The organism is Bacillus sp. LBA3-1-1.1 (assembly GCF_040676495.1).
Taxonomy (GTDB): Bacteria; Bacillota; Bacilli; order Bacillales; family Bacillaceae_G; genus Bacillus_A; species Bacillus_A nitratireducens.
In genome coordinates this window covers 112,544-126,853 of sequence record NZ_JBEGIB010000012.1, presented here as the reverse complement: position 1 = coordinate 126,853, position 14,310 = coordinate 112,544, and the positions used below count along the sequence as shown (strand labels likewise).

Genomic DNA, 14,310 nt, shown 5'->3' with positions numbered 1-14,310 from the left:
CCTAATACTTGTACAACTTATGCAAAGAGAAGAACATCTCAAGTTATTTTAGTTGTAATAAGCTGACCCGCTTCATTTATAGTAACTTTCCATTTTACTCCATCAGCAGTTTTCATAATTACACCTTTACTTGCTTCTAACTCAATATCTCCAAACATTCTTCCACCAGTTGTCGCTAACCAAGCATTTCCATTTTCCATAGAAGACCTTGCAAAAATACGATTAATTCGAAAACGCTTATGGTCTTGAGAGTAACCATTCAATGTAATTCTTACTTTATATAACTGATTAGCTTTCATATTCGATATAATTGTATCTCCAACATTTAATGGAACATCTGCCGCGATAATCCAACTCCCAGTTGCACTTAATGCATATTCAATTTTAATTTTCTTTGGGCTCTCTCCCCATCCAAAGTACATCCCAATACAATTCAACATTTTAATCGGATTTTTCGTAAAGTCCAATTCAATAACAACTGGATTACTATCTGGAACATCGATATAATTCACACTTTGTTCATCTATTAAATTAAAACAATTAGCGATGTTTCCTCCGTAAGGTAATTTCCCACTTACTTGCTTAACACTATACTTCAGCTGGGCATTTACTAAAATATCATCTTGATTTCCTATTAAATGTGGTTTATTCAGCGTCAAAGGTAACTGAATCCGAAGTGATTCTTCATAAGTAGACTTACAAACATTGTATTGTCCGTTATCTACAATAGTTGTTGAAAGTAAATTTGAAAAAAGGTAGTTACGATGGGAATTAGAAGAAAATTCAATTACTATTTGTTCACTACTCATCCTGTACGTATCCCAAATCATACAATTGAATGTATTATAAGCACCTGAACAACGAATTGCTTTTTTCGTTTGTTGTCTACATTGCACTTGAATATCATGAAACGTATTTCCTGAACTTTCATTTGGTAAATCACTATTCCCATCTACTTCTATTCCATACTGACATCCATCAATAAATATAGATTGAAATACATTTGCGTTAATCCAGCAAGGTGTATTTATATTGTCTACATATTCCGTTTTTAAATATATTGCAGTTTGAAAATTTTTAACTTGAACATAGTTAACTTGAAAGAAACTAATATAATCCCACGCTTTTTGACAATAAAAATGTATAGCTTTTCCTTTATATGATGGTGTGGTATTTATTATATTTATATTTGATATGACAGATTGATTAGGCACTTCTATTTGTTGTGAACCGGAAACATAAATAACAGATGACTGAAATACTTGATTAATAACTTGAATAGTACCGCCAGTTATAGAAGCATTACTTTGTAACTCAAACGCATTAAAATCTCCATCAATTTGCAGCGTTACGGTAGGATCTAACTCTAATCTTACGTTGGATTTAATAACAATCGGCTTCAATATTTTATACGTATTAACCCCTGTAATTCTTACCGTCGAAATTTGGTTCGCTACACAATAATTAATCGCTTGTTGAATCGCTAACGAACTATCACTTCCTGAATTCGGAACTGCACCAAAGCAATCAATATGAACACTATTTTCTGGCGCACACTCCTCTTGTGAAGAAATATATTCTGACAAAATAAATTCACTCCTCATATTGCCTTTTTCATATAATATGTGAGTTCTCTCTTAAAAGTTTGTATCATAAAAAAAACAAACGACCTCCACGGTCATTTGTTTAATTCATATATATCCTTCGTTTCTTCTACCATTTTAGTTAACGAGAAATTTCTTTCCGCTTTTTCTCGCGCTTTCACTCTAATATCATTCACCTTTTCTTCATTTCCTTGTAATTCCTCCAGCACGTCTGCGAATTCAGATTCGCAATATTCAGTTATTAAAACACCTGATTCTCCATCTATTACCGCTTCATTTATTCCGCCGACATCTATTGAAACAATTGGTGTTCCTGTAGCCATTGCTTCAATTACTACCATTGGAAACACTTCACGAAAAGATAATAAAAGTAATACATCCATATTTCCTATAAACTTATGTGGCTCTGAAATATTTCCTAACATCTTTACACTTTGTTGCAAGTCATATTTTTCTATTTCTTTCATAATAGATTCTTTCTCTGGTCCATCACCAGCAATATAAAACATAAAATCATTTCTCTTTTTCAACACATTTGCAATTTTAACAAATAGTTGATGATTTTTCTCCTTGGATAATCTAGCTAATATACCTACTTTATAAGTAGATTCTTTCTTTTTCTGCTGGAATAAAAATTTTTCAATATCCACACCGTTGTATATTGTCTTTACTTTCTCTTCAGCTACATGAATTGAAATTAAGTTATTCTTTTCAAATTCACTTACTGTAATAATATTGTTCACATATTTATTCATGACATAACGAAAAAGAATTGGCATTTTCTTTTCTAGTATCGTTACATTATGTTTCGTATACACGATTTTTATCTTTCTTTTAATAAACTTTTGAAGTAGAAAAGCATATAATACCATTCGCAAACTATTTGCATGAATAAGTTCTATCTTTCGTTTATAAATCTCTTTTCGTAAGTAATAAATATTTCTCAAATGATTCCATCGACTAAGTAACATGAAATTTTCTTTTCTGGTAAGAGATTGATATAATTCTCCCTCACCTGCAGCTGTATAAACCGTAATGTTTTCATATTGCAAATTGTTTTCCAATTTACAGAAGTAACTCTCGGCTCCCCCAGTTATCAATTTATCTGTCATCAACAATATATTCATACTTGCGTCTTCCCAACTACATTGATTTTATTTTTTCTGTAAGCATGATAAGCATACTTACTAAAATAAAAAAAGGTTTGCAATGAATTAAGTGGTTTTTGTGCTCTTAACAGCTTCCAATATCGGAAGGCCGCCCTTATTTTATTTCTCGAAACAGAATTTGTAACAATCCTATATTTTGCCAATACTTGCTGTATCCCTTTCGCTTCATATCCTTTACTTAACAAGTTCAGCCATAATGCTGTATCTTCAGGCTGCACACTAGGCATTTCAATACAAGGAATTTTCTCACGATCAAGCATCACTGTTAAACACCCAATAATTGTGTTTCCTACTAAATAATGATAATCAACAAATTCCGGTACGTTCACCTCTTTATTCAGGGCATTACTATTTTCATCAATTAAACTATAGGACGTATACGAAAACGCAACATTCGTTCCTTCCATAAATAACAATTGCGTCTCCAATTTATTGGGTAGCCAAATATCATCACTATCTAAAAAGGCAATATACCTTCCTCTCGCTTCTTTAATCGCTATATTCCTAGCTTTAGCAGCACCCATATTTTCTTCTAATGATAATAACCGAATTCGCGAATCCCCTTCTATCATCTCTTTAATTTTTACAACTGAGTGGTCCGTTGAAGCATCATCAACGATAAGCATTTCCCAATTTTTATAAGATTGACTCTGCACAGATGTGATTGTCTCACCAATAAAACGTAAACTATTATAAGAAGGTGTTATTATAGAAACACAAGGCGCCTCGTTATGTACTGATAGACACTTTACCATCTATCATTCCCCTTCCTTCATATGTTGAAATGTATTTCACAACAACTGCTAAAAATAAAAAGAAAGCTTCGTTAATAATAAGTGACAATGACATCATCTGAAATAAAAATGCAATCATAGTCAATAAAAGATATGGTTTTTCACGAAATAAGTTATACTTAGTCGACTTCACCATTAGAATACATAAAAAAGCACTATATAATAGGAAACCAATTGTACCCGATTCAGATAAAATTTCTAAAAATGTATTGTGTACATATAGTTTTTCATTGAACTGATACTCATAATAATTCGAAAAATTAAAAGCGCCGATACCAATATATGGATTAGATAAAAAATATTTGAAAGCAGCTTCCCATAGTGTAAATCTGCCACTCCCATTATCGTGCGAAAAATCAGAAATCCGATCATGTAATATATCATCTAGTTTTCCACCCATTACTACATTCGCTAAACTAAAAATAACAATACTAAATATTACTAAACCTATTACTATTTTCACTTTTTTAGCAAAGCTGGACATACATATATATACAACAAGAACAAGCGCAATTGCTAAAATCCCACCTCTTGAAAATGTTAATAAACTCGTCGTAACACATAAAACCAATCCGATGACGTTGGTCATGTTATATAAATTTGTCATATAATACATAAAAAATATCGTATTATAAAAAATAAAAATGTTAGGATCATCTAATAACCCAATTAACCTCGGATATCCTCTATCTACTAATAATCCAGCATAAATTTCTCTCTCTTCTCCGCCAGATAATCCAAAATGTTGTAACCCGACTATATAAAGTATGAGACTTACAATATTAAATACTAATCCTACATAGACAATGGCTGACTCGAGCACTACTATTTCGGTGTTCCCCAGTAAATTCCTCATAATAAAATAACATCCTAAAACAAGTAATACGCCAAAAATCATACGAATACTAGCACTTAAATATATAGAAAGAATACCACTTAAACAATAAATGAAATAGAACAGTAAAAATACCACTTCATGAAAATATAGCTTTTGAATATGAAAGTCTTTAATTGTTAAACAAAAATAAATGACTAAGAAAATCATATATATTTTCAAGGAAAATCCTATATATATATTGTATTTACTTAACATAACAAACAAGATTAAAAGAAAAATCCATTTCATCGAAATTTGCATATTATTTTCCATAGGCTATATCCCCTGTTTCGTAATATAATCCTTTTCTCGTGTCTTTCGTATAAACGAAAGAATAAGTTTTTTCAACTCATGATCATATAGGAATATACCAACTACTACGATAAATGTATGAAGTACAAGTGCAATCAAATTGTACGTATGTAACATATATTGCACTCCAATAAAAGTTACACCAAAATAAATTGTATACGGTATTACAATTTGAAATACAATTTTTTCCTTCACTACACTTACTGTTATATATCCAACTAAGGCCACTATCTCAAATAAAACCATAGCATAAGCTGCTCCTATAACTCCCCAGATACTGCTGAAGCTGTATAGCATAATTCCACCAATCACTAAAGCAACACACTGCACGACAGTTCTTTTTTTTTGCCCCCCACTCGTTGTTAAACCATCAGCGATAGCAATATTTATACTTTGTAACACAATAAGAAAAGATAATATTTGAAGTGGCTCTACTGCATTACTCCATTCCTCATGAAAAAATATAGAAATAAAATATGGTGCTAAATTATATAAGCCTATCGTCATACATATACCCACAACTGCCATTGATTTCATTTGAAGCATATTTAATTTCGTATGCTCATCTAAATTATTTTGGTTATAATGTTTAAAGAGCACCGGGAAAAACGCTCCTGCAATTACCCCCGGCACTTGGTATAAAGCTGCTGGCATCCGATAAGCAACCGCGAAAACACCTACCATACTTAATGACAATGTATAGTTGAGTAAAATAGGGGCTAATTGTGGCGTACTCATTATCAAAAACCCACTTACAATAAAAGGTGTTAATTGCCAAAATAATCCTTTATGAACTATTACTTTCATATTCATATTCGTTTTTCTTCTCATTACGAAAAAACTAAATAAACCACCGATCATATAACCAAAACCATATAAACGAGCCGTTATATACACTGGTAGTTCTCCAAAAATACAGAAACATGTAATTATGATGACAATAGATGCTGATACAACTTTAATAAGGGCTATATATTTCATACGTTCCATCAACTGAAAATACGCAATCCCTATATTTTGCCACGTTAGTCCTATTAACATTAAGAACATTACGTTCAACATCATATAAATTAAATCCTTATCCTCATACACAAAATGAATAGCTATATAACCAATTACTGAAATGACAATTAGAAGAATCATCCTTATCTTTATATACGAAGATAAAATTGCCTCTAAATCTACTCCTTCCTTTGCTCCTTCTCGAAGAAATGTATTACTAAGTCCTAAATCTGTAAAAAATAACATAACAAACGTTAATGCGATTGCAACACTAAACATCCCGTAATTTTGTGCATTAAAAAAGTTGGCTAAAGCAATTAAGCTAATGGCTTGAAGAAGATTAGCTAAAATCGTACTATAAAATAGATGTACAATATTGTTTAGAATGGATCTACCCATACCAGTTCTCCTTTGCATGTAACCTACTTAGATTCGTTATATATTCATCTATTATTTGTATAAAAACATATTTACTATGTTTTTTATCTTGCACCATTCCCATTCAATACAATTAAAACAGTTTTACATAAAATACGAATATCCATCCTAATCGTTTTCAGTTCAATATACTCCATGTCTAATTTCAACTTTTCTTGCGGATCAAGATTATATCCTCCATTTATTTGTGCCCATCCAGTTAACCCCGGCTTCACCATTAAACGATCCTTAAATTCTGGAATATAAGCATCAAATTGATTATAAAAATACTCCCTCTCTGGTCTAGGGCCAACAAAAGACATATCACCTTTTAAAATATTTATAAGTTGTGGTAATTCATCAATTCTCGTTTTTCTTATAAACAATCCAACCTTTGTAATTCTTGAATCATTTTCGTTTGCCCATTGCGGTCCGTTCTTTTCAGCGTCCTTTATCATCGACCTTAATTTAAATAAATTAAACTTCTTTCCATTTATTCCTAAACGCTCTTGAAAGTAGATTGGAGCTCCAGGTGTTTCTAAAGCAATCATAATACAAAAGAACAACATAAGTGGTAACATTATTAGTAACAATATGAGTGAAAATATTATATCAAACAAGCGTTTTACACTTCGATTCAAAATGCTATCCTTTTCTTGAGCCGGAATAGTATACAACTTAGCTTGATTTGTTTCACGAATCATGGATCGTTACCCCCATATTCAAGAATATAAAACTATACCGATTAATTCACATTCTTTCCTCTTTATATCCGTTATTACTTTTTGTACTGTACGTAAGGAATCTTTTCGTTTTTTGACTGCCAAGACCACTCCATCGCATTTACCCGCAATAATGTGCGTAGCAGGAAGCTCAAATACTTCAGATGCATAAAAGAAAATGTAATCAAAATCTTCTTTCCACTTAGCAATTACATTATCAAATTCATCCATAGCAACTAAGGGCGTTCCGCTGTGTACCGTTTTTTTTGCAGGAATACAATACAAGTATTTAGACAAATCACTTGAAAAAGTTTCATAATTACATGGAGGGGAGCTTATTATATCGTTTACTGTTATCGCAAGATCGCTTTGTAATAGTAGGTGTAGTTTAGGGTTCGAAAAATTCACATCGATAAGTAACACCTTTTTTTTCATTTCCGCAAACACTAGCCCCATATTTACTATAAGCGAGGCAACGACGCCTCTGTCTTTCGTTGAAATAACTGAGAATAGTTGTTTTCCAGATTTTTTCAACTCATGATATACAGTATAAAACTGCTCTTTCATCAGAGCATCATGCGGATCGAATGGCAGCTTTTTCTTTGGCTTAAACATCGACATGTTCACCTCGATATATAGATGATTGCTTATCAACCTCTGTAGGTTTCTTTTTTCTTTTCGGTTTCATATTTATATGACCAATAACAGAGACTGTCGTTATTTTCTCTAAATCCTGTTCCACGTATATACGTTCATCAAAATAATCTCGAAATACAGCTAAACCTACACCAACAAAAAAACTAACAATTAAAGAGATAGGAATGATAAGTTGAAATTTCGGAAACAGCTTTTCAGCTTCTTCCTGTAACTCTCGGTCAGTTAATATTTTTACCCCCTGTACATTCGTATACTGTTGAAAGCTTTTTTGAGATTGTTCTGCCAATGACTTTACAATTTCTTTCACAATTTTAGGATCCGAATCTTTTACTGTAACAGTAACAATTTGTGAGTTGTCCGTATTCAACACCGAAATTTTTTGTGCTAATTCATAACTTGATTGTTCTAATTTCAAAGTGTTTTTTACTGTCGAAATAATAAGTGGACTTTTTAAAATGTCAACAAACGATGTTACAAGTTGCTTATTTTCTTGTGTTTTATTCGCTGTATTTTCCTTATTAAACTCATCTAAATTTCCAACAAGAATTTGCGCTGAATATTGATACGAAGGCTTTAGCACATACATAGAAATAAGAACTAGAGAAACGGTTAAACAACACATCGTCAAAATGATCGTTACGAATCTCCTTTTCAATAACTGTTGAAAATCTTTTATACTCATTTCTTGCTTCAATTATTTCACCGCCTTTGTCTGAATAACATCCTGCACATCATTTTCTACTAATAACTCTTTCCTCTCTCTATCCGCTCGCTTTGTTACATACTTTCCGACTCTAAATGCAAATTTTTCTACAAATACATACGAAATCGTTGCTAGTATAAGCGAAAGAATAAGCGACAAAATTAAAACAATAGGTAACGGTAATATTTCATGGAGCACGTATATAAGAGAAAATAAAGATATGCTATGGTATAAATAAAGACTGTAAGAAATCTTCCCCAAATATAACAAGTATTTATTATGCAGTAAGGACGACAAAGTTGATACTGACAAGCTTAATATGACAAATAGACATGCGCTTATCGCTACTACGTAGTCTCGAAATATAAAATTATTGAGCACTTTAATTTCTCCAATAAGCCCTTCATACATATAAAGTAAAATCGCAAATAAAAACCATGTAATTTTCGTATTTTTAGTACAATTACTATAAAAAGCTATTAAATTATTTTTATACTTCGCAACTAGTGCTCCTAGTAAAAACAGCACTGTGTAATGCAACGTTAATACATAGCTTGTTAATGTTAAACTCGAGCGAAATAAAAATAATATCACGACAGAACATATACTAAAACTAAACAATGATAGTAATGAACCCCTTACTGTTTTGCGTAAACAAACCATCAAAACTAACGGGAAAATTATAGATATTCGCATTTCATGTACAAGTGACCAAATCACACTGTTATATGTATCTGTATTATATTTCCCAACCAATAAAACATGCTGTGCTATTAGACTTGAAGAACTTTCAATCGTCCATGAGCGATTAAACCATTCGCTTAAATAAGAAATACCATATTTACTTATTGTAGTCTGGCATATAATAGCTATGACTATTGCCACAATATACGGAATGTATATTCTGCATATACGTTTTAAAAGGTATGATCCATAGCCACTATTTGTTTTTTGAATAGATTCATACAAAACAAATCCACTCAAAACAAAAAAGATAATAACAGATTCGTTACCACTACTAAAAATAAGACGTGCAGGCGTTTCTTTTAATAGATATACAACAAATGGTTTATTATCTTCATAACTGTAATTTTGAAATGCTGAGAAAATCATCAAATGATGACCAATCATTACTACCAATGAAGAAATTCCTCTTATAGAATCCAGTTCTTCATGCCTCTCCATCGTTTTACATCAACTCCTAATGAAATGATAATAATCATTTCAAAGCGACATCTTTATTCATATTCCTCTCCTTTCTTTTCATTCCAATTTTTCATATTAAAATGATTTTATAGTATAAATTTGAGTGTATTGTAACATTTTTTGTAATATTATGAATAGCGAATCTCAAAAATTGGTATATGCCAATTTCAACCTCAAAAAATGGGTAATATTGTTAGAAAAACACTATAAAAATATGTTGCATACTTACAAAATTAAAGAGAGGACTAGTGTTTTTTCAATATAAAATAAAAAAGATAGCCTTTATTTATAGGCTATCTTTTTTATTTTATTTAATTATTAGCACCATTATATGCTACATGCCGTTTCTCAATCCGTTCTTCAATTTCTTTCATATTCTCTTTATTAGTTAGTAGGGATTGTTTATTTTCTATTAATAATTGTTTAAAGGATTTTCTCACTTTTTTTCGCATGTTTATTTTCCTCCTTGGGGGATGGTTTATATAAAAGATAAGGAATTATCTGTGTGTTCTTATAATAATTGATTGTTGTGAATTCCATTTGAACTTCAGATGAAAATTCCGTTTATTTTCTGACAACTTTGTGAACAAAAAAAGAAAGGTTAATCAAAAATATATTTGATCAACCTTTCCATGCTCTTTAAAGCATATTAATTAATATTTCAGGTCTTCCCCAATTCATTTCTTCACAAACAAATCGTAGTTTTTCTTCGTCCATTGTGTGCAATCCTTCTTCTAATGAGCATGAAATTGGAACTTCACAATGAATTTGCGCTAATTGTAATGAAATATTTAAGTTCTCTAAATCACTTTCAATTTTTGTACGCTGTGCTTTCGTTAATGACGCTACATTTTCTAGTACGGCTGATACTGTTCCGTGTTCTTGAATAAGCTTATATGCTGTTTTTTCACCGATACCTTTTACACCTGGATAATTATCACTCGTATCCCCCATGAAAGCTTTCGCATGGACAATTTGCCACGGTTCTACGCCTTTCTCTTCCATGATTTTCTCTGGTGTGTAATACTCGTAATTGCCAATTCCTTTACGCAGAAGCATAACTGTAACGTTCTTATCAACAAGTTGAAGTAAATCTGTATCACCAGTTAAAATATAAACTTCAGCCTCATTACAATATTGCTTTGCAAGCGTACCAATACAATCATCAGCTTCATACCCTTTCATTCCGATGACTGGAATTGATAATTTAGCAGTCATTTCTTGCACTAAATCAAATTGTGGAATTAATTCTTCCGGCGGTGCTGCACGATTTGCTTTATAATTCGAGAACGATTCTGTTCTAAATGTCGTACTTCCCATATCCCAGCACGTTACAATGTGTGTTGGCTCAATTGCTTGTGTTGCCGTTAATAAATGCTTCATATAACCATGAATCCCATTCGTTGGGGTACCATCTTGTCTCTTCATAAATTGTCCGTAGACACTTGTTGCGTAAAAAGCACGAAATAATAGTGCCATACCATCAACTAATAATACTTTTTTCATAATACCTCTCCTACTAACAAAAAATAATAACCTCACGTTATCACGTAAGGTTATATATAGATTACCATTCTACGTTTTTGTTCAACTTTGTCTATTATACATTGTTTTTTTATATTTAGCATCATTAACAAATTAAGACGTTCTACCACAACAAGTATGAAGTATTCCTGAATACGTATTTTTACCTGTCGAAACAACTACAGCTTTTGCAGTTCCGCCAACAATATACGTACCTTTGAAACATACATTTTCAAGTTCAAGTGGATTATAGTCTTTCATCCGTTTTAATGGAATAAATCGTTTACGTTCTAGATGATAGCAGCTTTCAAATTTCTCAATACTAGCATCGTTTCCTGTCAGCATAGATTCATTCACTAATAAATCATTTGCATAAATAATACGTACATCTGCTGGTACTGTATCGCCCTCTGAAAGAAAAATCATATCCCCAGGTACAAGCTCTTGTACTGGTAGCTTCATCATTTTCAATTCATTGTTTAGCCCTGGTAGGCTAGATGCTTCTACTCTAGAAACAGTAACTGTTTCACATTGTAATTCATCACTCACATTTTGTTTTGAAAGACCTGGGATCATTTCACTTAGCTTCATCATTACTTCCGCAATACGTGCTCTTTTTGAAGTTAATTCATTTCGCCCGTATACTTGAATACGTTTTTGTGCCTCTTTCATAGATAGCCCGTCTCTTGTTGTTTTAAAATACGCAAATACAGATTTTACATCTCTTGTTGCGATTTCAATTAATAGATCTTTATTCTTTTGAAGCATTGTTTGTTCTTTCATTGCTTTTTTACTTAATTTATAAGTAGTGTTACCCACACTTTTATTTACATATAACATATTATCGTCTCCTCCTTTAAACATAGGAAGAAACGCTTTGTTTCTCAATTTATCCACTTTAGCGTGAAAGTGTCTAGCGCTGGAATACTCGAATAAACGCTACATTATGATAAATATAAAGGGAGGAACAAGTCGTTTCCTGCCTACATCATACATTTTTGATTTGAAGCATATGGGTAACGGAACCGAGTCAGAATTTGACATGCTCCTCACCTCCTCATTTATTTTTTAGTTATAATCTATACTATGAAATTATTCATAGCTTTGTAACAAAAAAAGACCCTTACTCATAAGAGAGCAAAGGTCATTGCATACACAAATAAGCGATTCCTAATATAATTAGAAATCTACGGACCTCTCCCTCGTCGAGTTTTAGCACTGTATAGCATAGGTTCATTACCAGCTACGTTAAGAAAAACCTTAATTCGATCATTCCTGTTGACCCATTGGCGTCTCTCGACATTTTTGGGCAGTAGCATTTCTCTATACAGGAGCCTCACCTAACAGAGACTTATTTTAATTACATAGAAAATGTTACTCTTATTTAAAATAGATGTCAACACTTTGTATGGAAACTTTTCCTTATTACAACAACTACCTCTAGTAAAGTACACTAATACGCATTCGACTACATAAAGTGAAACTTTAATCAGTGGGGGGTTTTGTTCATCCCCCACTGATTATTAGCCCTCACCAATCGGACTTTTACGGGCAGTTAATCTCCCAAATAACTTCTTTGCTCCAGCTGAATTTTGAGGTAAAAGTTTTACTGCCCACAAATATCGGGATAAATTACTTGAACACATATTGCAAAAAATTAGCACATAAAAAATAAAATCCTTACGTTAAAACGTAAGGATTTTAATATGTTACACAACCAGCAATTACAACTCCGATTGAAAGTGATAAAAACATAAGGAATAGACCGACTGCTTGATTATCTTCTTCAAGGCTTTTATTAATGTTAAAACGTGGTGTAAGCCATTCTGCTAAATAAAATACAACAATCTGTGCTAATATCCCAACTGCTCCCCACGAGACCATATCCAAAAGTGAAATAGAATTAGCAGCTGTTGAATATAAAACGATAGCTAGCCCAAGTACTCTTCCTCCAAGTACATAGCTTACCGCTTTGTTTCCTTGAGCCATTAACTTGAACTCTTTCACTTTCGTTGTTACTTCCATAAGAAAAAGGCCGATACATAGTAGTGCAAGTGATACTCCTAAATATAGTAAAAAATTAATCATTTATTTCCCCCCCTTTTTAATACCTACCGGTAAATAATACGATTCATTCCCTGTAATTTTTCCTCCAGCACGTATTCCGATACCGCTCGCTTTTCCAGCAATTAAAAACGCCCCAAATACATATGAGAGCTCTTCAATCCCTTTTTCAGTTTCAAGAACAACTACTGGAAGCTCTGTATATTCTTGAAATATCGGTAGTGACGTTTTATATGTTTCATGCACATTTCGAATTATAATACTTTCGTCTTTATCACGAATCGTAATCGTATCCCCTTCCCTACCAAACGAAGGTTTTTGAACGAAAGAATTCTTTTCCAAAAATAAATCCGGCTCTAAATATGTAGGTAGCATGTATTCTTTAATCCACTGTTGTTCCTCACTTGTGTAAAAAACCCCCTCTTCTGCTAATCCCCAAATAAGACATTGAATTGATTTAGGCTGAAGTAAAAAAGCCGATACAGGATTTATAATAAAAAGCTTTCCTTCTTTCACAAGTTGCAAAAGTTCCACTCCTACCAAATCCCCTGTTTCCGGATCTCGATCTTCAATCAAATCTTCAATCGGATATGTTTGACGATACAAAACATCGATTCGTACACCATCTCCATCTACTAAAGCATCATCAGTAATTCTAAGCTCCGACATTGGCATCACTTTATTTTCAACTTGACATAACTGACTCAAATACATAGTCGTATTCCAATCTTCTATATGTTCATGATGAGATGTAAAAACGACATTTGGAGTCTCTATCCCTTTTGTCGCTTCCATTACAGCCTTTGTAATACCAGAAGACAGTAAACGCTCTTCATTTGCATTTGGATTACCATAGCCTAACTCTTCACAAACTTCCCCATTCATTTGAAAGCATTCTACAATAAAAGTTGGTGTATCACTATTAAACTCAAGCATTTTAATACAATTATCATCTGTTAAGGCAAAATCAAATCGTGAAATAACAGATTCAGGATACAGTCCTTTCATCCTAATAAAAGGCAAGCTTGTAGGTGGAAAACCAAATTCCAACAGCTGCTCGTCAGATAAACTCCGAAAAATTCTAGCAGTCTTAAAAAATATTTCCCCCATTCGTTCAGTCGCTACTTGCAACTGTTTCATAGTTTGCTCTGTTATTGGAAAAACATGAAACAAACTATACTCACTTTCATATAAATCCGACCAAAAATTCGGATATTTCGAATAAAACTCTTTTCGATCCCTTATGTATTGCGACATAT

The 14,310-nt window shown here is 32.4% G+C and carries 14 protein-coding genes and 1 riboswitch; all 14 genes read right to left on the bottom strand.

The features are described 5' to 3' along the window. Nucleotides 1–38 precede the first annotated feature (38 nt). The 14 genes from MRBLBA3_RS11645 to MRBLBA3_RS11580 all read right to left on the bottom strand — a co-directional run bounded on the left by MRBLBA3_RS11645 (nt 39) and on the right by MRBLBA3_RS11580 (nt 14,308). Nucleotides 39–1,586 carry a hypothetical protein gene (locus MRBLBA3_RS11645; RefSeq protein ID WP_363381329.1) on the bottom strand — a complete coding sequence of 516 codons (1,548 nt, stop codon included), beginning with the start codon at nt 1,584–1,586 and terminating at the stop codon, nt 39–41. A 92-nt stretch (nt 1,587–1,678) separates the two neighbouring features. Further along, nucleotides 1,679–2,731, bottom strand: coding sequence for a glycosyltransferase family 4 protein (locus MRBLBA3_RS11640; protein ID WP_363381327.1), 1,053 nt, complete (start codon nt 2,729–2,731; stop codon nt 1,679–1,681). Then, on the bottom strand, nt 2,728–3,528 hold the full coding sequence (locus tag MRBLBA3_RS11635) for a glycosyltransferase family 2 protein (RefSeq protein ID WP_212089917.1): 801 nt from the start codon (nt 3,526–3,528) through the stop codon (nt 2,728–2,730). Before MRBLBA3_RS11635 ends, MRBLBA3_RS11640 begins: the two co-directional genes overlap by 4 nt. After that, a complete protein-coding gene (locus tag MRBLBA3_RS11630; RefSeq protein WP_363381325.1) occupies nt 3,503–4,717 on the bottom strand; it encodes an O-antigen ligase family protein in 1,215 nt (404 codons plus the stop codon). Before MRBLBA3_RS11630 ends, MRBLBA3_RS11635 begins: the two co-directional genes overlap by 26 nt. A gap of 3 nt (nt 4,718–4,720) precedes the next feature. Next, complete coding sequence (locus MRBLBA3_RS11625) at nt 4,721–6,157, bottom strand: oligosaccharide flippase family protein (RefSeq protein WP_328022912.1); 1,437 nt, start codon at nt 6,155–6,157, stop codon at nt 4,721–4,723. Between the two features lie 83 nt (nt 6,158–6,240). Next, nucleotides 6,241–6,879: a sugar transferase gene (locus MRBLBA3_RS11620; RefSeq protein ID WP_212089914.1), complete on the bottom strand. Its 639-nt coding sequence runs from the start codon at nt 6,877–6,879 to the stop codon at nt 6,241–6,243. A gap of 18 nt (nt 6,880–6,897) precedes the next feature. Further along, nucleotides 6,898–7,518, bottom strand: a complete 621-nt coding sequence (locus MRBLBA3_RS11615) for a CpsD/CapB family tyrosine-protein kinase (RefSeq protein WP_363381323.1) — start codon at nt 7,516–7,518, stop codon at nt 6,898–6,900. Continuing rightward, complete coding sequence (locus tag MRBLBA3_RS11610; protein ID WP_000807067.1) at nt 7,505–8,248, bottom strand: YveK family protein; 744 nt, start codon at nt 8,246–8,248, stop codon at nt 7,505–7,507. Before MRBLBA3_RS11610 ends, MRBLBA3_RS11615 begins: the two co-directional genes overlap by 14 nt. Next, nucleotides 8,249–9,442, bottom strand: a complete 1,194-nt coding sequence (locus MRBLBA3_RS11605) for an acyltransferase family protein (RefSeq protein ID WP_328022910.1) — start codon at nt 9,440–9,442, stop codon at nt 8,249–8,251. It lies immediately after the preceding gene. A 332-nt stretch (nt 9,443–9,774) separates the two neighbouring features. Beyond that, entirely contained in the window at nt 9,775–9,915 is a 141-nt protein-coding gene (locus MRBLBA3_RS11600; protein WP_001228050.1) for an FbpB family small basic protein, read from the bottom strand. 187 nt (nt 9,916–10,102) lie between these two features. Further along, complete coding sequence (locus MRBLBA3_RS11595) at nt 10,103–10,969, bottom strand: 5'-3' exonuclease (protein WP_000757066.1); 867 nt, start codon at nt 10,967–10,969, stop codon at nt 10,103–10,105. A 132-nt stretch (nt 10,970–11,101) separates the two neighbouring features. After that, on the bottom strand, nt 11,102–11,827 hold the full coding sequence (locus tag MRBLBA3_RS11590; protein ID WP_000967616.1) for a cation-transporting P-type ATPase: 726 nt from the start codon (nt 11,825–11,827) through the stop codon (nt 11,102–11,104). Between the two features lie 349 nt (nt 11,828–12,176). Next, nucleotides 12,177–12,342: riboswitch (M-box (ykoK) riboswitch) on the bottom strand. 346 nt (nt 12,343–12,688) lie between these two features. Next, on the bottom strand, nt 12,689–13,075 hold the full coding sequence (locus MRBLBA3_RS11585) for a DUF350 domain-containing protein (RefSeq protein WP_000606866.1): 387 nt from the start codon (nt 13,073–13,075) through the stop codon (nt 12,689–12,691). Next, nucleotides 13,076–14,308, bottom strand: coding sequence for a glutathionylspermidine synthase family protein (locus MRBLBA3_RS11580; protein ID WP_363381319.1), 1,233 nt, complete (start codon nt 14,306–14,308; stop codon nt 13,076–13,078). It lies immediately after the preceding gene. Between the last annotated feature and the right edge of the window lie 2 nt (nt 14,309–14,310).